20 protein-coding genes are annotated in these 20,312 nt (G+C 57.7%); 12 read left to right on the top strand and 8 right to left on the bottom strand.

Annotated elements, in window-relative coordinates; genetic code table 11:
- Positions 1-383: 383 nt before the first annotated feature.
- Entirely contained in the window at positions 384-611 is a 228-nt protein-coding gene (gene infA, locus ACFQY0_RS01965; RefSeq protein ID WP_379708528.1) for a translation initiation factor IF-1, read from the bottom strand.
- A gap of 315 nt (positions 612-926) precedes the next feature.
- Here infA and rplM point away from each other — a divergent pair, with 315 nt between their 5' ends.
- The 3 genes from rplM (at position 927) to ACFQY0_RS01950 (ending at position 2,639) form a co-directional block, all read left to right on the top strand.
- A complete protein-coding gene (rplM, locus tag ACFQY0_RS01960; protein WP_379708526.1) occupies positions 927-1,358 on the top strand; it encodes a 50S ribosomal protein L13 in 432 nt (143 codons plus the stop codon).
- 26 nt (positions 1,359-1,384) lie between these two features.
- Positions 1,385-1,783, top strand: coding sequence for a 30S ribosomal protein S9 (rpsI, locus tag ACFQY0_RS01955; protein ID WP_379708524.1), 399 nt, complete (start codon positions 1,385-1,387; stop codon positions 1,781-1,783).
- A gap of 94 nt (positions 1,784-1,877) precedes the next feature.
- Positions 1,878-2,639, top strand: coding sequence for an exodeoxyribonuclease III (locus ACFQY0_RS01950; protein WP_379708522.1), 762 nt, complete (start codon positions 1,878-1,880; stop codon positions 2,637-2,639).
- 5 nt (positions 2,640-2,644) lie between these two features.
- Here ACFQY0_RS01950 and ACFQY0_RS01945 read toward each other — a convergent pair whose 3' ends face one another.
- The 4 genes from ACFQY0_RS01945 to ACFQY0_RS01930 all read right to left on the bottom strand — a co-directional run bounded on the left by ACFQY0_RS01945 (position 2,645) and on the right by ACFQY0_RS01930 (position 5,119).
- Positions 2,645-3,223 (bottom strand): lysophospholipid acyltransferase family protein, encoded by a 579-nt coding sequence (locus ACFQY0_RS01945; protein ID WP_379708520.1) that lies wholly within the window; start codon positions 3,221-3,223, stop codon positions 2,645-2,647.
- A gap of 36 nt (positions 3,224-3,259) precedes the next feature.
- Entirely contained in the window at positions 3,260-3,916 is a 657-nt protein-coding gene (gene cmk, locus ACFQY0_RS01940) for a (d)CMP kinase (protein WP_379708518.1), read from the bottom strand.
- On the bottom strand, positions 3,913-4,770 hold the full coding sequence (locus ACFQY0_RS01935) for a prephenate dehydrogenase (RefSeq protein ID WP_379708516.1): 858 nt from the start codon (positions 4,768-4,770) through the stop codon (positions 3,913-3,915). Before ACFQY0_RS01935 ends, cmk begins: the two co-directional genes overlap by 4 nt.
- Positions 4,771-4,840: 70 nt before the next feature.
- The gene (locus ACFQY0_RS01930) at positions 4,841-5,119 is read right to left on the bottom strand and encodes a hypothetical protein (RefSeq protein WP_379708514.1); all 279 of its coding nucleotides are present in this window, start codon (positions 5,117-5,119) and stop codon (positions 4,841-4,843) included.
- A 362-nt stretch (positions 5,120-5,481) separates the two neighbouring features.
- Between ACFQY0_RS01930 and ACFQY0_RS01925 the strand changes: the two genes are divergently transcribed.
- A complete protein-coding gene (locus ACFQY0_RS01925; RefSeq protein ID WP_379708512.1) occupies positions 5,482-5,706 on the top strand; it encodes a S1 domain-containing protein in 225 nt (74 codons plus the stop codon).
- 297 nt (positions 5,707-6,003) lie between these two features.
- Positions 6,004-9,453 (top strand): pyruvate carboxylase, encoded by a 3,450-nt coding sequence (locus ACFQY0_RS01920; RefSeq protein ID WP_379708510.1) that lies wholly within the window; start codon positions 6,004-6,006, stop codon positions 9,451-9,453.
- A gap of 17 nt (positions 9,454-9,470) precedes the next feature.
- On the opposite strand, the gene ACFQY0_RS01915 is transcribed toward ACFQY0_RS01920, so the two are convergent.
- Positions 9,471-9,878, bottom strand: coding sequence for a DUF4259 domain-containing protein (locus ACFQY0_RS01915; protein ID WP_379708508.1), 408 nt, complete (start codon positions 9,876-9,878; stop codon positions 9,471-9,473).
- Between the two features lie 40 nt (positions 9,879-9,918).
- Positions 9,919-10,743 carry a PPK2 family polyphosphate kinase gene (locus tag ACFQY0_RS01910; protein ID WP_379708506.1) on the bottom strand — a complete coding sequence of 275 codons (825 nt, stop codon included), beginning with the start codon at positions 10,741-10,743 and terminating at the stop codon, positions 9,919-9,921.
- Positions 10,744-10,857: 114 nt separating this feature from the next.
- Here ACFQY0_RS01910 and ACFQY0_RS01905 point away from each other — a divergent pair, with 114 nt between their 5' ends.
- The 3 genes from ACFQY0_RS01905 to ACFQY0_RS01895 are packed head-to-tail and all read left to right on the top strand — an operon-like array spanning position 10,858 to position 16,149.
- On the top strand, positions 10,858-12,402 hold the full coding sequence (locus ACFQY0_RS01905; protein ID WP_379708504.1) for a Ppx/GppA phosphatase family protein: 1,545 nt from the start codon (positions 10,858-10,860) through the stop codon (positions 12,400-12,402).
- Between the two features lie 31 nt (positions 12,403-12,433).
- The gene (gene ppk1 / locus ACFQY0_RS01900; RefSeq protein ID WP_379708502.1) at positions 12,434-14,530 is read left to right on the top strand and encodes a polyphosphate kinase 1; all 2,097 of its coding nucleotides are present in this window, start codon (positions 12,434-12,436) and stop codon (positions 14,528-14,530) included.
- A 29-nt stretch (positions 14,531-14,559) separates the two neighbouring features.
- Positions 14,560-16,149 (top strand): hypothetical protein, encoded by a 1,590-nt coding sequence (locus ACFQY0_RS01895; protein WP_379708500.1) that lies wholly within the window; start codon positions 14,560-14,562, stop codon positions 16,147-16,149.
- Positions 16,150-16,154: 5 nt separating this feature from the next.
- On the opposite strand, the gene ACFQY0_RS01890 is transcribed toward ACFQY0_RS01895, so the two are convergent.
- Positions 16,155-16,772 carry a hypothetical protein gene (locus ACFQY0_RS01890; RefSeq protein WP_379708498.1) on the bottom strand — a complete coding sequence of 206 codons (618 nt, stop codon included), beginning with the start codon at positions 16,770-16,772 and terminating at the stop codon, positions 16,155-16,157.
- A gap of 91 nt (positions 16,773-16,863) precedes the next feature.
- On the opposite strand from ACFQY0_RS01890, the gene tyrS reads away from it, so the two are divergent.
- From tyrS to ACFQY0_RS01870, 4 genes are all read left to right on the top strand, one after another.
- Positions 16,864-18,045 carry a tyrosine--tRNA ligase gene (gene tyrS, locus ACFQY0_RS01885; RefSeq protein WP_379708496.1) on the top strand — a complete coding sequence of 394 codons (1,182 nt, stop codon included), beginning with the start codon at positions 16,864-16,866 and terminating at the stop codon, positions 18,043-18,045.
- A gap of 3 nt (positions 18,046-18,048) precedes the next feature.
- Entirely contained in the window at positions 18,049-18,288 is a 240-nt protein-coding gene (locus ACFQY0_RS01880) for a glutaredoxin family protein (RefSeq protein WP_379708494.1), read from the top strand.
- A 123-nt stretch (positions 18,289-18,411) separates the two neighbouring features.
- The gene (locus tag ACFQY0_RS01875; protein ID WP_379708492.1) at positions 18,412-19,269 is read left to right on the top strand and encodes a carbon-nitrogen hydrolase; all 858 of its coding nucleotides are present in this window, start codon (positions 18,412-18,414) and stop codon (positions 19,267-19,269) included.
- Positions 19,266-20,312, top strand: a complete 1,047-nt coding sequence (locus tag ACFQY0_RS01870) for an agmatine deiminase family protein (protein ID WP_379708490.1) — start codon at positions 19,266-19,268, stop codon at positions 20,310-20,312. Before ACFQY0_RS01875 ends, ACFQY0_RS01870 begins: the two co-directional genes overlap by 4 nt.

The following is a 20,312-nucleotide window of genomic DNA, read 5'->3' as shown; positions in this document are numbered from 1 at the left end:
CCCGATAGGGATGACAGCCTGTAGCCCGGGGTCGAGAAGCGGCACCGACGAGCACCCCGGGTTTGAATGGGTTCTTGAATCGGCACCCTGATAGGTGTGCCAGCCAAGTCGGATCCGCTACTGACATCCGCGCCCGCTGCAACCCGCTACCGGGGTCAAATTGATTCCTCTACGCGGGTCTCCGGGTGGTCGTCGCCAAGACTCCTCGACCCGGGGCTCCAAGCGATGATCCCTGCCGGGATCGAGATGCAAGATCCGAACATCGAATCCACAAAGGCATTGGGCTGAAGCCGGAGTTCCCATGAGGATCTGCGGTCTACCAAGCCGCTTCAAAGCGAGGTCGTCCTGCAGAACATCCGAAGCTGCTGGCCTGGCTTGGGAACTTAACCCAAACGGAAAGTAATCCGCGCCTTGGTGACGTCGTATGGCGACATCTCCATCTTCACGCGGTCACCGACGACCAGGCGGATGAAGCGCTTGCGCATCTTGCCGGAAATGTGGGCAAGAACCTCGTGACCACTTTGCAACTCAACACGAAATTGAGTCCCTGCGAGGACCGAAGTAATCGTACCCTCGATTTCAACAGCCTTTTCCTCTCCGACGCTATTCATCTTCGGAGATCCTTTTAATCCGCGACGACCGCCACGGCGTCCACCCCGGCGTCCACCACCACCTCTGTATCCGTTACTCATATTCAGAATCCGGAATTGTGCCAATTTGATGCACGCCTCCGCACGGACCATCACCGATTAACACCCCCGCTTCAACCGCAAAAATCGCTTGTTTTGGGAAACTTGAGAAAAAGCTTCGATTTCAGCGGGGATTTCCGGTTGACACCCTGATATTGGCTACCTAGTTTCGCCGCCCTTCCGCACGTAGGCCTTCGGTCCCGCAGGTTGAGCTACGACGGAAACACTGACGAAAACATGAAGACCTTTTCTGCCAAGCCGGCTGACATCGAGCGCAAATGGTATGTAATTGATGCCGAGAACAAGATTCTCGGTCAAGTTGCAGTTGAAGCAGCGCGCCTACTCCGTGGTAAGCACAAGCCAATTTTTACTCCTCACGTTGACACTGGCGATTTCGTCATCGTGATCAATGCCGACAAGGTTCGCCTCAGCGGCAACAAGGAGAGCGAGAAAATCTACACCAGCTTCTCGGGTTGGGTCGGCGGTAAGAAAGTCGAGACTCCTCGCATGATCCGCAAGCGCCGTCCCGTTCTGCTCGTCGAGCGCGCCGTCCACGGCATGGTTCCAAAGAACCGCCTCGGCCGCGCCATCCTCGGCAAGCTCAAGGTCTATGCCGGCGCCGAGCATCCCCATGAAGCCCAGGCTCCAGAAGTCTACGAAGTCGCCTGATTTCCCATACTGAATCTTTTTTTTACATGAGCGTAGCCACCAAATCCATGTCCGCCACCGGACGCCGCAAGAATGCCACCGCCCGCGTGCGGATGAGCGAAGGAAGCGGCACCATCACCATCAACGGTCGTCCGTTTGATGATTATTTTGCCACCCTGCCCCTTCAGAACGCGGTGCTCGCCCCGTTTCAGCAGGCCAATCTCCTGAATCGCTTCGACCTCGACATTACTGCCAAGGGTGGTGGTCTCCACGGTCAAGCGGGTGCCATTCGTCTTGCCGTTGCCCGCGCACTCACTCTGTTTGACGGTGAGCTCCGCAAGGAACTGAAGCCAGAAGGCTTCCTTCGTCGCGATCCACGCATGAAGGAGCGCAAGAAGCCAGGTCAGCCTGGAGCCCGCAAGCGCTTCCAGTTCTCCAAGCGCTGATATCAGGCGATCCAGATTTCAAAGAACCGCGCTTCCCTTGGGTTGCGCGGTTTTTTGTTGCAGCGACTTTCGACACCCTCATCAGAATTCTCCCATGAAACTCATCTCTTGGAACGTGAACGGGATTCGCGCCTGCCTCAAGAAGGGGCTCGGCGACTTTCTCTCCGCAGAGTCTCCCGATATCCTCTGTCTTCAGGAAACCAAGGCGCGTCCCGAGCAGGTCGATCTGCCTTTGGAATTCGGAAACTACCACGCCGAGTGGAACTCCGCCCAAAAACCCGGCTACTCGGGCGTCGCCGTCTTCTCCCGCACCAAGCCCCTATCCATCCACCATGGGATTGGCATGGAGGAACACGACAGCGAAGGACGTGTTCTTACCCTTGAATTTCCCGAGTTTCGTTTGGTCAATGTTTACACGCCCAATGCCCAGAATGAACTCCGCCGGCTTGCCTACCGGATGTCGTGGGATCAAGCATTTCGCCAGTATCTCCTCGACCTCGAGGCGCTGGGCAAACCCGTGATTTTCTGTGGCGATCTCAATGTCGCCCATCAGGAAATCGATCTCGCCCGACCGAAACAGAACCGTGGCAGCGCCGGGTTCTCCGACGAAGAGCGAATGGGATTCAGCCAACTCCTTGATGGCGGCTTTATCGACACCTACAGGCACTTCCACCCGGATACCGAAGGAGCGTATTCTTGGTGGAGCTATCGCGCCGGGGCTCGCGGCAAGAATGTGGGTTGGCGCATCGACTATTTCGGAGTTTCCAAATCTCTCGAGGATCGGCTCCATTCTGCCAGCATCCTGCCCCAGGTTCTAGGCTCGGATCACTGCCCAGTGGCCTTGGAACTAAAGTGAGTCCCTCACAGTTCGCCGATCGCCTTCATGATGCGGTCGGCGACCATCTGGTAGCCCTCCTTACCTGAAGCCCGTTTCAGCTCGTCAGGGGTAAAGGCCAGCGGGTGTCCGACGTGAACATCAATGCGCGCAAAGCGAACCCGCCCAGAGCCACGCGGCAGAGCCTCGCGCGCGCCACGAATCCGAATGGGTTGAATGACGGCTCCGGATTTCAGGGCAATCAGCCCAACACCAGGCTGAGCCTGCCCCAACGCACCATCACCGGTCCGCTCTCCTTCGGGAAAGACGAGGACCCGGTTTCCTTGTTTGAGCAGACGGATGATCGTCTTGAGACTCGCCATATCAGGCCGGTCCTGATCAACGGGAATGGCCTTCCACTTGGTGTAAAGCCACTTGGCTGGCCCACGAAACAAGGTCTTGCGGGCAAGATAGTACATCTCGTCCTCGTAAAGTCCCCCGATGAGAGGAGGGTCGAGAAAGCTCTGGTGATTTGAAACCACCAGCACCGGACCTTCCGTCACGAGACGCTCCTTACCACGCACGCGCAGTCCAAAGAGCCCACGGAACGCACTTCTGAGTGTCATCCACCCCATCCAATATACCCACCTCATCATGATCTACTAGATTTCTCGTATTTCCAATCCCTGCGACCGAAGAATCTCAAGCGCAGCGTCCACTCCACTCTCGATGGTATGATCCGAGGTATCAAGGATGACGGCGCCCTCCGCTACTTTGAGCGGGGCCGTTTTTCGCTGACTGTCATCACGGTCGCGGTCCGCGACGGAATCCACCTCACCAATTGCCACGCGTCTCTGGGCACGCACGGCCTCATCCGCATCGACATAGATCTTATACGGACTGTCTGGAAATACCACGGTTCCAATATCCCGTCCCTCCATGACAACGTCGGCCGTTTTGAGATAATCCCTCTGCAGGGCAACCAGACGCTCCCTCACCGCAGGAACCGCAGACACCTGGGACACCTTGCCATTCACCTGTTCGCTTCGCAGCGCCTCGCCGGGATCGACACCATCGATGCTCACCGTCGAGGAAAGCCCGTCGACTCCACAATCAATTTCCATTGCCTCCAAGGCCGAGACTACCGCTGTTTCATTGGATAGATCGACTCCGTCCTCAATCAAGCGCCAGGTAACCGCACGGTACATCGCGCCGGAGTTCACCATGACGAGACCCAGTCTGCGGGCGAGCTCTCTGGCGAGGGTACTTTTTCCCGAAGCAGCCGGGCCATCGATAGCAATTGCGAAATGGGAACTCATGATAACTCTTGGGAACGACTCTTCTGATGAAGGGATTTGGCTTTTTCCAGCCATAGTTTGATGGATTCGTGATCACCTTGCTTGAGTGAGCTCTGGATCTCACCGAGCACGCTCATGGCCTGCTCGACGGAGTGGGAGACCGCATGGCGATTCTCCATCAGGATCTCAGCCCACATTTCGGGATCTCCGCCGGCGACTCGGGTGGTATCACGGAGCCCGCCCCCACCAAACCGTGCATCTGAGGGATCGCCCAAGCTCACCAGGGCTGCCGCGGCGGCAATCACGTGGGGAAAGTGGCTGATCCTCGCAACAAGTTCGTCGTGGCTCGCCGAATCGGTCCAGCAGATCCGGCAGTCCAGACCATTCCAAAATGCCTCAAGTCTCCCGGTCCAGGGTTCACCGACCTGATCGTCATCGGTCAAAAAGCACATCGCCCCAGCAAAGAGATCCTTCCTGCTGGCTTCCACCCCCCGCTGCTCGGATCCCGCCATGGGATGAGATCCGATGAAAGGAATCCCCTTGCGTTTCAAAAGTGAGCCGGGATTTCGATGCACCGCCCTCTTCACACTTCCCACATCGCTAACCAGCGACGACGAATTCAAACCGCATTCCAAAGCCTTTTCGATCAGCGATTCCATCGCACCGACGGGAACCGTCAATATCACGAGATCAGCTGCTGCAATCGTCGATTTGAGATCAGTGCTGGCGCACTTGATTCCCAGTTCGCGAGCGCTTTCCACGGCTTCGGCACGACGAGCCCACAGACACGTTTCCAAACGGTCCTGCATGGCCATCGCCAGAGAGCCACCGAGCAGGCCTCCACCGAGGATTGCGATCTTTTCAATTTCTTTCAATTGCCTTGGAATAGAATGAGCCGGACCCGGAGGCCCGGCTCAAATGAGTCAGGGAAATCCTCAAATTCAATCAAGGCACGCGGAAATACTTCTTCTCGGCAGGCGGATAAGTCGGGTCCGCTACCATGGTGCCGCTCGCGAAGTCCTTCACATCAATCATCTTGTTGTTGTAAGGGCTGAAGACAAATCCTTCACGGCCCGGGACCCGGCGGGCGACAGGCACTGCAGCCTTCGGCTCAGGCGTGCTCGGCTTGGGATCTTCCATGGTCTCAGTGATCTTCTTCTCCGTGCTTTCTGTTTTCTGCTTCAGTTCCTCTCCTTGGGCGGTCGTATCATCGGCCTTCTTCATGGCGGAGTTTGGGGGAACTTCAGACCCCGCAGCACGGTTCGCCGCGACGTCAGTTGGAGGAATCGGCGGTGCCTCGTCTGGAGCGGGCGTGCAGGATACAATCCAACCTGTGAGAAGCACAGTAGTGAGAGTTGAGGCAATTTTCATAGAGTCGAAGATTAGTCGGGCTTCAGCTGGCCTGAAGTTGAAGAAGAGTTTCAAACGTCCTTGGTCCAAGGTCAAGTCGCAGACGGCACGGATATCCTCTGAATTCTGATCGGATCCATGGGCGAGCCTCATCATCCGTGGGAGAAGCGTCCATTTGAGCGGATCGAGAAAGCCGGGGCTTGTCGCCCCCATCAGACAGACTCAGGATTCCCGACATGTATGAAGCCCCCATTCTGGTGACGGGAGAAATCGTGAACGTCCTGAAGCAAGAGCTGGCCGAGGTCAGACTGCCGAATGGCAAAATGACCTTGGGTCACCTATCGAAAACACTTCGCTCAAATGACCAGGAACTCTGCCAAGGTCAGACTGTCGAACTGGAAATGACGCCTTTCGACTTCGATTCGGGGAGAATCGCGCGGATTCTCGATCAAGGGGAATGATCCCCTGAGGGAGCTTCACGGAGCTTCAGAGGCGAGCGCCCTGAAAAATCCCGCAACCCGACCGCTGTACAAAAAAGAAGCGGTCCGACCGATTTACCACTGGAAAAACCCAAAACCAGAAGGCATCTCAGCCGGACCGCCTGCTAGATGTCGCGACACGGCGAACATAGAAACTCACAGGGACTGGTCAACCCTAAAATTGAGAAAAACGCGAAAAAAATCAAATTTCCGAGGATATGCAGTATGAAACGATTCCCCTTTGCCCGGAATCCATTTCCCACCTAGGAAATGCGCAGCATGACACCTGATAAGCTCCTAGCTGCGAACCGCGGCGAAATTGCGATCCGAATTTTCCGCGCTGCCAATGAACTTGGTCTCAAGACCGTTTCCATCTACGCCGAAGAGGATCGATTCTCCCGACACCGTTTCAAAGCTGACGAAGCCTACAAGTTGGACCAGACAAAGGGTCCTGTCGGCGCCTATCTCGACGTCGAAGGCATTGTCGCTCTCGCGAAGTCCAAGGGAGTAACCTTGATCCACCCCGGTTACGGTTTCCTCTCCGAGAATGCGGAATTTGCCAGAGCTTGCGCTCGCGAAGGGATCACCTTTATCGGTCCCTCGCCTGAACTCCTCGAGAATATGGGAGACAAGACGGCGGCGCGCGAACTCGCCCAACGTTTCAATGTCCCCGTTCTTCCCGGAACCGAAGAAGCCATTACCGATCCGAAGATCGCGCTCAAGGTTGCCAAGGAAATCGGCTTTCCCCTGATTATCAAGGCTGCCTTCGGCGGTGGTGGACGGGGAATGCGCGTCGTCGAAAAGGAAGAGCAGCTTGAGTCCCTCCTCGCCGAAGCTCGAAACGAGGCTCAGAATGCCTTCGGCAATCCCGCGGTCTTCCTCGAGCGTTACATCAAGCGCGCAAAACACATCGAAGTTCAGATCCTCGGGGATCGCCATGGCAATGTCGTCCACCTCCACGAGCGCGACTGCTCCGTGCAGCGGCGCTATCAGAAAGTCGTCGAGATCGCCCCCTCGATCGACCTCGATCCGGGTGTCCGCAACGCACTCTGTGATGCCGCGGTGGTCCTCGCCAAAGGCATTGGCTACGACAACGCCGGCACGGTGGAATTCCTCTACGACATGGATCAGAAGGACTGGTTCTTCATTGAGATGAACCCACGCATTCAGGTGGAGCATACCGTTACCGAATGCGTGACCGGCATCGACCTGGTGCGTTCGCAGATCCTCGTCGCCAAGGGCGAGTCCATTCACGGCGACGAGGTTGCCATCCCGCCACAGGATGAAATCCCCTGCAATGGCTATGCCATCCAGTGCCGCATCACCACGGAAGACCCCGAACGCAATTTTGCTCCCGACTATGGACGCATCCTCAACTACCGGTCTGCTGCAGGTTTCGGAGTTCGCCTGGATGCCGGTTCGGGTGATGCCGGTTCGGTCATCACGCCATTCTATGACTCGATGCTGGTGAAGCTCACCACCATGGGTCGCAGCTTCCCCATCGCCTGCACACGCATGGACCGTGCCCTCCGCGAGTTCCGGATTCGTGGCGTCAAAACCAATATTCCCTTCCTGGAAAATGTCATTGCCGACGAAACATTCCGCGAAGGTCAGGCCCACACCAAACTGATCGACAGCAAACCGGAACTCCTGAAGTTCAAGCAACGCCGCGACCGAGCGACGAAGCTGCTTTCCTACCTCTCTGATGTCACCGTAAACGGCAATGCGACTGCCAAGAACTGGAAACCGGAGTCACCCATTCCGCAGCCTCGGGTTCCCTCCGTGGGAAATACCGATCCCAACGCACCGCAGACCAAGCACCTTCTAACAGAGCTCGGCCCCGAGAAATTCTGTCAGTGGATTCTCGACCAGAAGCGTCTGCTGATCACGGACACCTCGATGCGCGACGCGCACCAGTCGCTCATCGCCACCCGCATGCGGACCACTGACATGCTGCGGATTTCCGAAGTCTATGCCAAGGGACTCCCGCAGCTGTTCTCCCTTGAAATGTGGGGCGGCGCGACCTTCGACACGGCGATGCGCTTCCTCAAGGAATGCCCGTGGGAAAGGCTTCGCCAACTTCGCGAAAACATTCCCGGCACCCTTTTCCAGATGCTTTTCCGCGGATCGAACGCCGTCGGCTACTCGAACTACCCGGACAACGTTGTTGCCGGATTCGTCAAGCATGCGGCCGATGCCGGCATGGACATCTTCCGCATCTTCGACTCCCTGAACTACCTGCCTAACATGCAGGTTGCCATGGAAGTTGCGCGTGAGCACGGCAAGGTGCTCTGTGAAGCGGCGATCTGCTACACTGGGGACATCCTCGATGACAAGCGCACCAAGTTCTCGCTGGATTACTACATCAGGAAAGCCAAGGAGCTTGAAAAGATGGGAGCCCACATCCTGGCGATCAAGGACATGGCGGGCCTGTGCAAGCCTCAGGCGGCCTACAATCTAGTGCATGCTCTCAAGCAGGAAATCGGCATCCCAATTCACTTCCACACTCACGACACCTCCGGCCTGAATGCCGCGTCCGTCATTGCGGCATCACGTGCCGGCGTGGACATCGCTGACCTCGCGATTTCTTCGCTCTCCGGTTCAACCAGCCAGCCGAACCTCAACTCGGTATGTGCCACCCTTAAGAACTCCGAGCAGGATCCGGGGCTCGATTTCGACACCTTGAACGACGTCTCCGACTACTGGGAAGAGGTGCTCGCGCAGTACAAGCCCTTCGACTCCGCTCCTCGCGCCGGCACCGCCGAGGTTTACGAGCACGAGATGCCCGGCGGTCAGTATACCAACTTGCGCGAGCAGGCGAATGCGATGGGCCTCGGTCACCGCTGGCGTGAGATCGCCCGCACCTACGCGGAGGTGAACCTTCTCTTCGGCGACATCGTCAAGGTCACCCCTTCTTCAAAGGTCGTCGGAGACATGGCCATGTTCCTCATCACCCGTGGCATCAAGCCGGCCGATGTGCCCAAGCTCAAACCCGGATCCATCGATTGGCCTGAGAGCGTCATCGACATGCTCGCCGGCGGCTTGGGGCAACCCGATGGAGGCTGGCCGGCAGAGCTTCAGAAAGTGGTTCTCAACAACAAACCATCAACCACGAAGCGGCCGGGCGAAATTGCCGAATCCGTCGATCTCGGTAAAACCCGCGAGGAACTCAGCTCGACACTCAAGCGGGAGGCGAGCACCGACGATCTCTATTCCCACCTGATGTATCCTCAGGTCTTTGCCGATTTCGAAGCCTCGCGATGCACCTACGATAACCTGAGTGGTCTTCCAACAGCCGCATTCTTCTACGGTCTGTCGCCAGGCGAGGAAATCGAAGTCGTCATCGACAAGGGCAAGGTGCTCTTCATCAAGCTCGTCTCGATTGGCGAAGCGGACGACGAGGGACGCCGGACACTTTTCTACGAACTCAACGGCATGCCGCGCGAGAGCGTCATCACCGACACGCGCCTCGCAGTGCATGCAGGTCCTTCCCGAGTCAAAGGCGATCCCTCCGATGCCAAACAGGCCTGCGCACCGATGCCCGGCATGGTCACCGAAGTCGCCGTCTCACCTGGCCAGGAAGTGAAGGAAGGCGACAAACTCGTCGTCCTCGAAGCCATGAAAATGCTGACGACCGTTTGTGCGGTCGCGGATGGCACGATCAAAGAAGTGCTCGTCAAGAAAGGAGACCAGATCGACAGCGACGATCTCCTGATCCGACTTGATTGAACGAGAGGAAGGAGCCCTCAACCGAGGCGCTCCTTCAATTTGGCCAACTCGGCCTTCCAGTCATCGAAGTCTTCACCTTCCTCCCATGCTTCACGAAGCTCGGACGGCATGTTGAAGACTCGATCGATGCTGCGGCGCGCTTTTTTGGCGAGGGATTCCGTGAACTCCAGTTCGTTGTCGTCCATCCAGCTCTCGATCGCATCGGAGTAATCCCCACCCTTGCCAGGCTGCCCGGCAAGCCAGGCAACCAGTTCGGCAGCGGCGATGGCTTCCTCTCCTGCTTGCAATTCCACAGGCTCATCTCCAGCGCCAAGCACCGTGTCAAAAGCCTCGAGAATCATCCCAAGATCAGAAGTCTCGACCACTTCGGCCAGCCAATCGGCCGCCGTATCATTTCCAAAAGCATCCGCGTCCCACGCATCCATGCCCATCCCTAGAGTGACGAATCCGGGGCTGTCAATCCGTTCAATCAATCTTAATTGAGCCCGGGTCCCAATCCGGCTCTGGAAACTCGAGATTGAGTCCCTTCAGGGTGTCTCGGAAAAGCCTGGCGACACAGAGGTTCCGGTACCATTTCTTGTCGGCCGGAATGACATGCCAAGGCGCATAGGATGTGCTCGTTTTCCCGATCATTTCCTCATAAACCTCCATGAATTCGTCCCAGCGGGCCCGATCCTTCAGATCATCCGGATTGAACTTCCAGTGCTTCCCCGGGTTCACCAATCGGGACTCGAGTCGACGCTTTTGCTCGTCCTTGGAAATGTGCAGGAAAAGTTTGATGATCGTCGTCCCCTCCTCCGCCAGCATTCTTTCAAACTCAACGACGTGCCGGTAACGGCGCTGCCAAACCTTGTCGTCGTAGAGCTTCTTCACCCGAACCGCGATGATGTCCTCATAGTGGCTACGATTGAAAATCACGATCTCCCCGTTTCCCGGAACGTGGGGATGGACCCGCCAGAGAAAGTCATGGGCGAGATCTTCCTCACTGGGTTTTTTGAATGACTTCACGTGAATCCCCTGAGGATCAACCCGGGAGAACACATGCTTCACGCACCCATCCTTTCCACCCGTATCCATCGCCTGAATCACGACCAGAATGCGATGCTTGCTCTGCGCGTAGAGGGTTTTCTGAAGCACCTGGATCTCGTTCCGAAGCTCATCGAAGAGTTCGAGCGTACTATGCTTGTCTCCATCAGGACAAAGTCTGGAGCTTCCGGGATCGATCTTCCCCAAACTTAGTTTTTCCCCCGCCTTGATTCGATACTCCTTCGCCGGATCTCCGATTTTCATTTCCTCCATCGTTCCCAGCTCGCCGATCAATTAAAGCCTCAAATAGTGGAAATCTTGTAATGTCACTTTTTCCGCATTGCATGCCGGACTCCCTCCATCACTCTTTTTTTCACAATGGCCGACACCTCCGCACCCGAACTTTCAACAGGCTCACTCGCCATAGCCGTGCACGTCGGCGCCAGTTCGGTCTCCATGCTGATTGCCGAGAAGGCCGATGACGGAAGCTATCTGCCACTCGATTTCCTGGAACAGCCAGCCCCTCTCGCTCGAGACATCTTCTGCTATGGCTCGATTTCCGCCTCGACGACCGAGCGGATTGTCGAAGTTCTCGACGGATTTCTCTCAGCTGCGGCGGAAGCAGGCATCAGCCGTACTTCTCGAGCCGTCGCCACCAACATTCTAACCGAAGCGACGAATCACGACGTCTTTCTCAACCGGATCCGGATTGCCTGCGGACTGACGATCAACCCGATCGATGATGGTGAGATGACCCGACTCATCTATCTCAAGACGCGTCGTCGGCTCCGAGACATCCCGGCGATGCAGCGACGGAATACGCTCGTCGTTCACGTCGGACCGGGCAACACCCGGGCGCTGTTCTTTGAAGATGGCGCGATCACTCGCTACACCAGCTACCGCCTTGGCGCCCACCGAACCCGTGAAGCGGTCGAAAGCTCCCACGCTGGGGGTCCGGCGCTTCTCCGGGTGATTCGCGAAAACGCGTCAGGAAACCTCAGCCAGCTTCGATTCGACTACCGCGATGTGGAACTCGAGGCGCTCGTCGTCATCGGATATGAAATCCAGCAGGTAAGCACGTTTCTCTCCCAGCAGAGCGGGATTTGCCCGGTGAAGAACCTCCGCAAACTCTCCGAACAGGCCGCCAACATGAGCGACCTCGAGCTGGTGCAGTATTTCAAGATCGACTATCAAACGGCCGAAGCGCTCGTTCCGGCCCTCGAAACCAATCTTGCCATCGCAGAAATTCTTGGGGTCAAGGAGCTGCACATTCCCCACAGTGACTACGAACAGGGCCTCCTCCAGGATCTGCTGATCTCTGGGAATCTTTCGAACTCGCTCGATGCGGAAGTACTCCGATCCGCCCGCATCCTCGCCTCAAGATATCAGTCCGACCCCCGCCACGGCGAGCACGTCGCCCGCATCTCGCTCCATCTCTTCAACGAACTTCAGGACCTCCACGGCATGGGGCCCCACGACGCGATGCTCCTCAATGTAGCGGCAATCCTTCACGAGGTTGGAACTTTCATCAGCCCCCGAGCCCATCACAAACACTCGGAGTACATCATTCTCAACAGCGAGATTTTCGGACTCGATCGCCAGGACGTCACCACCGTCGCGCTTGTTTCACGCTATCACCGCCACTCCGGACCCAAGCCCAATCATCCAAAATACAACGAGCTCGGCACCCATGAACGCATCCGCGTTTCTAAACTCGCCGCGATCCTCCGCGTCGCCGACGCGCTCGAACGCACCCACGATCAGCGAGTTCACGACATTACCGTGACGCGTCGCGACCGCCGACTCCACCTCAATCTCCCAGGCCTCAGCGACACTGCGGTCGAACGGCTTGCCATGCAGTCGAAAGCCGACCTTTTCGAGCAAGTCTTTGGCCTCGAAGTGGTCATCGATGACCCATCCTAATTTCTGAAACCTCTCTCACGCGACATCGTCCATGCCTATCGCCTACAACAATCGCGAACTCAGCTGGCTTGAGTTCAATCAGCGCGTCCTCAATGAAGGACTTCGCTCGGATCTGCCCCTGCTTGAGCGGGTGAAGTTCCTCGCCATCACCGCCTCCAATCTCGATGAATTTTTCCAGGTCCGGGTGGGTGGGCTGATGCTCATGCGGCGAAGTGGCAGGAAGACACCTGACTTGTCCGGACTCACACCACTCCAGCAGATTCAGGCCATACGGCGGAGGGTGCAGAAAATGATCGATGACCAGTACCGGCTTCTTTCCGACGAACTCCTTCCATCGCTGCACGCAGCCGGCATTCATCCCATGAATGTGGGCGATCTCGACGCCGTTCAGTCAGACCAGGTCTCCGCCTATTTCCATACCAACGTCTTCCCCCTCCTCACTCCCCTTGCGGTGGATGAGGATGGAGTTCCTCCGCTGGTTCCGGCCCTGCAGCTCACCGTCGCCTGCAAGCTCATCGACGAGGAAAGCAAGGAGATCCGCTATGTTTTGATCCCTATTCCTGACAACCTGAATCGACGAATCCCAGTGACGAACAGCTCAGGTGGTCATGCCTTCGTTCTTCTCGAGCAAGTGGTCGCCGCCCATGCAGGAAACATGTTCCCCGGCGAAAAGGTGGCGGCAACCGGGTGTTTCCGCGTGACCAGAAATGGAGACATCGCCGTGCAAGAAGAAGATGCCATCGATCTCGCCGGTGAGATGGAAGACGTGCTCGCGGCACGCAAACTTTCCGACACCGTGCGCCTGGAACTGCAGGTTCCCCTGACCCGCGATCTCACGCGCATCATCCAGCACGTTTGTCAGGCCAGCCCGCAGGAGATCTATCGCATCAATGGCCCGCTCGGCCTCGCGGCCTTCATGGATCTGGCATTCCTCCCCGATTTCGATCATCTGCGCGATCAGGAATGGCCCCCGCAGCAATCATCCTCGATCACGCCCGGCGAATCGCTGTTCGAAGCGATCGATCGTCGCGACGTGCTCCTCCACCATCCCTACGAAAGCTTCGAGCCCGTGCTGCGCCTGATCGAAGAGGCCGCCGACGATCCCCACGTGCTTTCGATCAAGCAAGTCCTCTATCGAACCGCCAAGCAGTCCCGAGTGATCGACGGCCTGATTCGCGCAGCGGAAAACGGCAAGCACGTCACCGTCCTTGTGGAACTCAAGGCACGTTTCGACGAAGCCCGGAACCTCCATCGAGCCGAAGAACTTCAACGCGCCGGCGCCCAGATCGTCTATGGGGTCAAGGGCCTCAAGACTCACGCAAAGATCTGCCTCATCATCCGTCGCGAGGCCGGCCGGATCCGCCGCTATGTCCACCTCGGCACCGGAAACTACAACGAGTCTACCGCCAGACTTTACACCGACATTTCCCTTCTTACCTGCCGTCCCGAATATGGTGCCGACGCGTCGCTCTTCTTCAATGCCGTCACCGGCCGCTCCAAGTTGCTGCGCTTCCAACGCTTGGTTCCGGCTCCAAATACGATGAAGCCGAAGCTCCTCGAGCTCATCGCCTCCGAAGCAGAACGCGCCCGCCAGGGCGAACCGGCACGAATTCTTGCCAAGGTGAATTCCTTGCAGGACCCCGAGATCATCGCAGCCCTCTACGAAGCCTCCAACGCCGGCGTTGAGATCCTTCTCAATGTCCGCGGAATCTGCTGCCTGAAGCCGGGCGGCAAGAAACGGGCAAAAAACATCCGGGTGATTTCCATCATCGACCGCTATCTCGAACACACACGAGTCTTCTATTTCCATCAGGGCGGCGACCCGGAAATCTACATTTCTTCCGCCGACTGGATGAGCCGCAATCTCGACCGCAGGGTCGAGCTGATGATTCCGATCGAGGACAGCCAGGCGAGACGGCAAGTCTTGAAGATTCTCGAGACCTATTTTAAGGACACCCGACAGGCATCGCTCATCCTTCCCGATGGCACTTCGGTGCGAATCGAACCTGAAAAGGGTAAGAAGACATTTCGCGCGCAGGAGTACTTCTTCCGTCAGGCGCGGCGGGCCGCCAAAGCCCGCGAGCACGAGCGGGCGATGATCCTTGAGCCGCACGTTCCTTCAGATTAATCTCAAGACAATTGACTCATCCATCAAAGATGACAGTTCCCTATCGGTCAGCACTCAAGTCCTCCCTTCCCCTCGTTTCGGCATTCCTGATCTGCCAGTGCGGACCGCCCTCACCACCATCCTGCCAGATCCTCCCCTACAAGTCGCGTGGCGACGCCGCCCTTCTCATGAGTGAAGCCCGGGCCGCATGGAACGACTTGGGAAAATCCGACAGCCAAAGCGCACGACAACGCTACAACCTCGCGATCGAGAAACTCATCGACCAACTCCGCTGTGGCCGCGGTAGCCACTACGACAAGGCAGCCGCCATGGGCACGTTAATCGATGATTCCCACTCCCTTGGGGCCGGCGTCACCTTCAAGGATCTGGATGCATTTGTCCCCGCATCCAGCATCGACGTCGATGATGTCGGAGGCCGCCATGTGGATCCGGGCATTGGAATCCCCATGGTTGGATGGGACGCCTACCATAGCGAAAAGATGGAACGCTATCCTTTCGCTCCCCCGACCGGCCTTCCGCTGAACCTCACCACCATCCTGGATTTCGACCAGGAACCGCCTACTTGGCGGGTTGTCTATCCAGGCAAGGCGGAAACGCTCAGTGTCAACGGCCAGGCCCAGGCTCTCGCCATCGATTGGTCAGCGCCCTCCGCGCTCTATTGGCAGATGAGCGACCTGGATGACCTCGACCTTGCCAAAGTCATCCTCCCGGGCCGCTTCACCAAGCAGACCGACCTCTACGCCGCGGCACCCTACGACCCCACGAAGATCCCGGTCATTTTCGTCCATGGTCTCTACTCAAGCCCTGGAACCTATAAGGTGATGTTCAACGAACTCATGGGGGAACCATGGTTTCGTGACAACTATCAGGCGTGGTTCTTCAGCTACCCAACCGGCACCTCGTGGGTCTACAACGCCGCTTTCTTCCGCGACCATCTCAGAAGAGCCACCGAGATGGCGAAGGAGAAAGGTGGGATGAAAACGTGGAACGAGATGGTGCTCGTCGGCCATTCGATGGGCGGCGTCCTATCTCATGCCTCGTTGATCGATCCGGGACACCGCTTCTATGACACCCGCTTTGATGCTCCGATCGATGAACTCAAGGTTTCAAAGGAAACCCGTCGGGCCATCCGCTGGACCACGCTCTACGAACCGGTCACCGAACCTTCACGCGTCGTCTTCATGGCCGCCCCTCACCGAGGCTCACCGTCGGCGAACCGCTTTTTTTCCCGCTTCATTTCGAACATCATCCGTTTGCCCAAAACGATGACCATCGATCTGGTCGACGTCACCATGAGCGAACTCGGAGCGGTTGTTAAGGGAGGGGCTGACGCGCTCCCCGAGAAGACTTCCATCGGCACCCTGGCCCCTAATTTCGACGGCTACCAAGCCCTCAACGACTCCCCCATTCGATCCGACATAGAAATCCATTCGATCATCGGTGACCGCGGGCGGGGCGACTCACCTGAAAGCTCGGACGGCATCGTCCCCTACTGGTCATCTCATTTCAAAGATTCGCGGAGCGAGCTCATCGTGCCCTACGGCCACTCGCTGACGCGAAAACCGGAAACGATTGCTGAGGTCAAACGCATCCTCCAACTCCACCTCAAGGAGCTCTGAGAAAATCAGTCCTGGAGGAAGCGCGTCACGGATGGTCGGTTCAGCAGGATGAGCGCGAGCACCGGGTAGACCATCCCGAAAATTGGCCCCAGCAGAACACCGAGCGAGCTGCCGACGGACATGAAGCCCGCCATGGTATCCGAGCTGCCCGCCATGTCCTTGATCAGCGCCTCCGTCATTTCGCGAGATGCGGGGAGCACGACAAGCAGTCCCACCACGATGCTCACGAGCTTGGTCGCGATCGACATCCACGCGTAGCGATTCGACCAGCGAAGGCCGGAAGCCTTCTTTTTCCACAGCTTGGGCCCGGAGATCAGCAGGAGAACCGAGAGCACGAGGATGAAAATCCCGGTCATGATGCTGACCCACCCCACCTCGGCGAGGTATCTTTGCTGAACTTCCAACAGCCTCTCCCGTTCCGGTCCGGCCGGCATGGCGATTCCATTCATCGATTCCGACAGATAGACGCCCACCACGTTCCAGACACCGATCAGGATCCCGAAGACACCGAAAATGATGTGGATGACTCCGAACGCCTGGGCAGCACCGGACTCCGCTCCTTCGAGCGGCATGGACGGCATGCCTGAGCTTGCCGGTGATTGGTAGGGAGAGGGCTCATCCATGCTGGGAAATGAGCCGCAACTCCCCCTTCATGTCGAGCCTTGAGCACCTCGCCACTTGCCACCTGCCTGATCCTCCCCTATTCCCAGCGCCGTGACGCCAGAAGCACAGCTTGAAATCCTCACCGCGGGCACCGCCAAGGTTCTCTCTGAGAAGGAACTCCTTGAAAAACTCCGACTTGGCCGCCCGTTGCGGATCAAGCTCGGCGTCGACCCGACTGCTCCAGACATTCATTTCGGCCACACGGTACCGCTGGAAAAACTCCGCCAGTTTCAGGAACTCGGGCATCAAGCGGTCCTCCTCATCGGAGACTTTACCGCCACCATTGGCGATCCATCGGGACGATCCGCCACCCGCCCCCCATTGACCCGCGATCAGGTTCTGGAAAATGCCAAGACCTACACCGATCAGGCTTTCAAAATCCTCGACCGCGAGAAAACCGAAATCGTCTACAACGGCGACTGGTTCCGAAAGATGAGCTATGAAGACGTGCTGCGTCTCAATGCCCGGGTGACCCTCCAGCAAATGCTCCAACGTGAGGATTTCCGCACCCGGATCGATTCCGCCACCGAAGTCCGACTTCACGAACTCCAGTACCCCGTCATGCAGGGCTGGGATTCGGTCGAAATTCGCTCTGATGTTGAAATCGGCGGCACCGACCAACTCTTCAACATCCTCGTCGGCCGCGACCTTCAAAAGGAAGAAGGACAAGCGCAGCAGGTCGTCATGCTCGTGCCTTTGCTCGAGGGCCTGGATGGCGTGAAAAAGATGTCGAAATCCTACGACAACTACGTCGGGGTCAACGACAACTCCCTCGACATGTTCGGCAAGCTCATGAGCGTATCGGACGACTTGATGGCACGCTACTACCAGCTGCTGCTCGGCGAATCACTCGACCCGAACACTCATCCGATGGAGGCCAAGAAGACCTTGGCGCAAAAACTCACCAGCCGCTACCACGATGATGCAGCGGGTCAGGCCGCACGTGACGATTGGGACACCCGCTTTTCCAAGAAGGACCTGGCGGCCGCCGAACTTCCCGAACTCAAAATGGCAGAACTGCCCGCGGACTTAACGGTCCTGAGTCTCAGCTCGCACGCCTTCGAGTCCGCATTCGGCATTGCCAAATCGAATGGCGAGCTCAAGAAGCAGTTCATTGCTCCCGGCTCCGTGCAACTCAATGGCAGCAAACTTACCGATCCCAACGCGGTGGTTTCGATTTCCGGCGGGGACGTCCTCAAACTCTCAAAGAAGCACGCTGTGCGATTTATCTGAACCATGAGAACTCTTTACATCAAACCCGGTTGCCCTTGGTGCGACGAGGTGGTCGCTTTCCTGAAAAAAGAGGACATCGAGCACGACACCGTGATCGTCTCGGGCAATCACGTCGCCTTGCAGGAGATGATCAACCTTTCCGGCCAGAGCAAAGCTCCCACCATGAACTGGGAAGGCGAAGTGCTTGCCGACTTCGGGGTCGACGAACTGGTCCCCTTTCTCAAGGAGCGCGGAGTGATCTGATCGCGCGGCGTTGAACGCGCGGTGGTCGGAAGATTTTCCCGACACCGAGAAAAAATTCGCGCCCTCGCGCTGTCTCCGCGCTTCTGGATTGGACCTTCGCGCAGCTTCGAGCATCTTAGCGGCATGCCTCGCATCGCCCTACTGCAATCCCGTGCATTCCCGACGAAGGAAGAATCCTTCGACCATCACGAGTCCCTGATCCGACGTGCCGCCGCCGAGGGCGCGAACATCGTGGTCACTCAGGAACTCTTCCTCACGCCGTACTTCTGCACGGTCGAAGATCCGGCACTCTTTGATCTCGCCGACGCGCTCCCCGGACCGGTCACCGACCGCCTCGGCAAGCTCGCAGGCGAGCTCGGGGTTGTCATCGTCTCGTCGCTTTTCGAGCACCGCGGTCCCGGACTCTATCATAACACCGCCGCCATCCATGATGCCGATGGATCGCTCTTGGGTTTCTATCGGAAATCCCACATCCCCCAGGATCCCGGATTCGAGGAAAAATTCTACTTCACCCCCGGTGACAGTGGCTGGCCCGTCTGGGAAACCAGGTTCGGCAAACTCGGCGTGCTGGTTTGCTGGGATCAATGGTATCCGGAAGCAGCGCGGCTGATGGCACTCGGCGGGGCGCAGCTGCTGATCTACCCCACAGCCATCGGCTGGCTGCCTGAAGAAAAGGAAGAACTCGGGGTCGCCCAGCACTGCGCTTGGGAAACCGTGCAACGCGGACACGCCGTCGCCAATGGCTGCTACCTCGCTGCGGTCAATCGCGTCGGCATCGAAGGCGATAGCGAATTCTGGGGACGCTCCTTCGTTGCCAATCCTTATGGCGAACTGGTCGCCAAGGCATCCACAGACCAGGAGGAAATCCTCCATCACGATCTGGACTTCAAAAACGTCGAGGACTTCCGCCGCATCTGGCCCTTTTTCCGTGACCGTCGGATCGACGCCTACGGCGAACTCACCACCCGCTGGCGCCAATGACCCCTGCATCCCTCGGATTTTCCATGCCCCCGGAATGGGCACCCCAGGAAGCCGTCTGGCTCTCGTGGCCCGTCGACGACCCACGCCATTGGGGCGGCGAAAAGCGCGACACGATCCATTCACGCTTTGCTGCCTTTGCCGCCGGCATCAGCCGCTTCGAAACGGTGCGGATCAACGCTCCCAGTTCCTCACATGAGGAAATCCGGCAGATCTGCAACAAGGCGAAGACCGTTCCGGAGCGCCTTGAACTGTTTGATCATTCGCACGACGATGTGTGGTGCCGTGACCACGGACCCATTTTCGTCAAGCATCGCGAAAGCGGCGAAGTCGCTCTAACAGACTGGGAATTCAATGCCTGGGGCGGCAAATTCAAACCCTGGGATGGCGATAACTCCATCCCCTCGCAGATTGCTGGAACCTTGAAGATCCGACGCTTCGAAGCCCCTATGATCCTTGAAGGCGGTGCCATCGAGATCAATGGATCCGGACAGCTCCTAACAACCGAGGCCGTACTGCTCAACAAGAACCGCAACCCGCAGCTCAGCCGCGAGCAGATCGAGCAGAACCTGCGCGATTACCTCGGCGTGCAGGACATTCTCTGGCTGGCGCGCGGCATCGAGGGCGACGATACCGACGGCCACATCGACGACCTTGCGAGGTTTACCGATGACCGCACCATCGTTGCCTGTGTCGAGAAGGATTCAAACTCACCCAATCATCGCGTTCTGAGCGACAACCTTCAGCGGCTATCCGAGTTCCGCAATGATTTCGGAAAGCCCTTTGAACTCGTCGAGATGCCGATGCCCGAAGCCTGCGAAGTTCCTGGATGGCGACTGCCGGTGCTTCCCGCTGCCTACGTCAATTTCCTCATCGTCAATGGTGGTGTGCTGGTTCCGACCTTCCGCCAGTCGCGCAATGACGACCGCGCCTGCGGGATCCTCCGCGAACTATTCCCCGGGCGCGAAGTCGTCGGAATCGACGCTCTGGACCTCGTCGAAGAAGGCGGAACACTGCATTGCCTCTCCCAACAACAGCCTCTCTAA

Origin of the sequence: Haloferula chungangensis, assembly GCF_042664875.1 — a bacterium.
GTDB classification, from domain to species: Bacteria; Verrucomicrobiota; Verrucomicrobiia; order Verrucomicrobiales; family Akkermansiaceae; genus Haloferula; species Haloferula chungangensis.
This window is presented reverse-complemented; position numbering and strand designations above follow the sequence as displayed.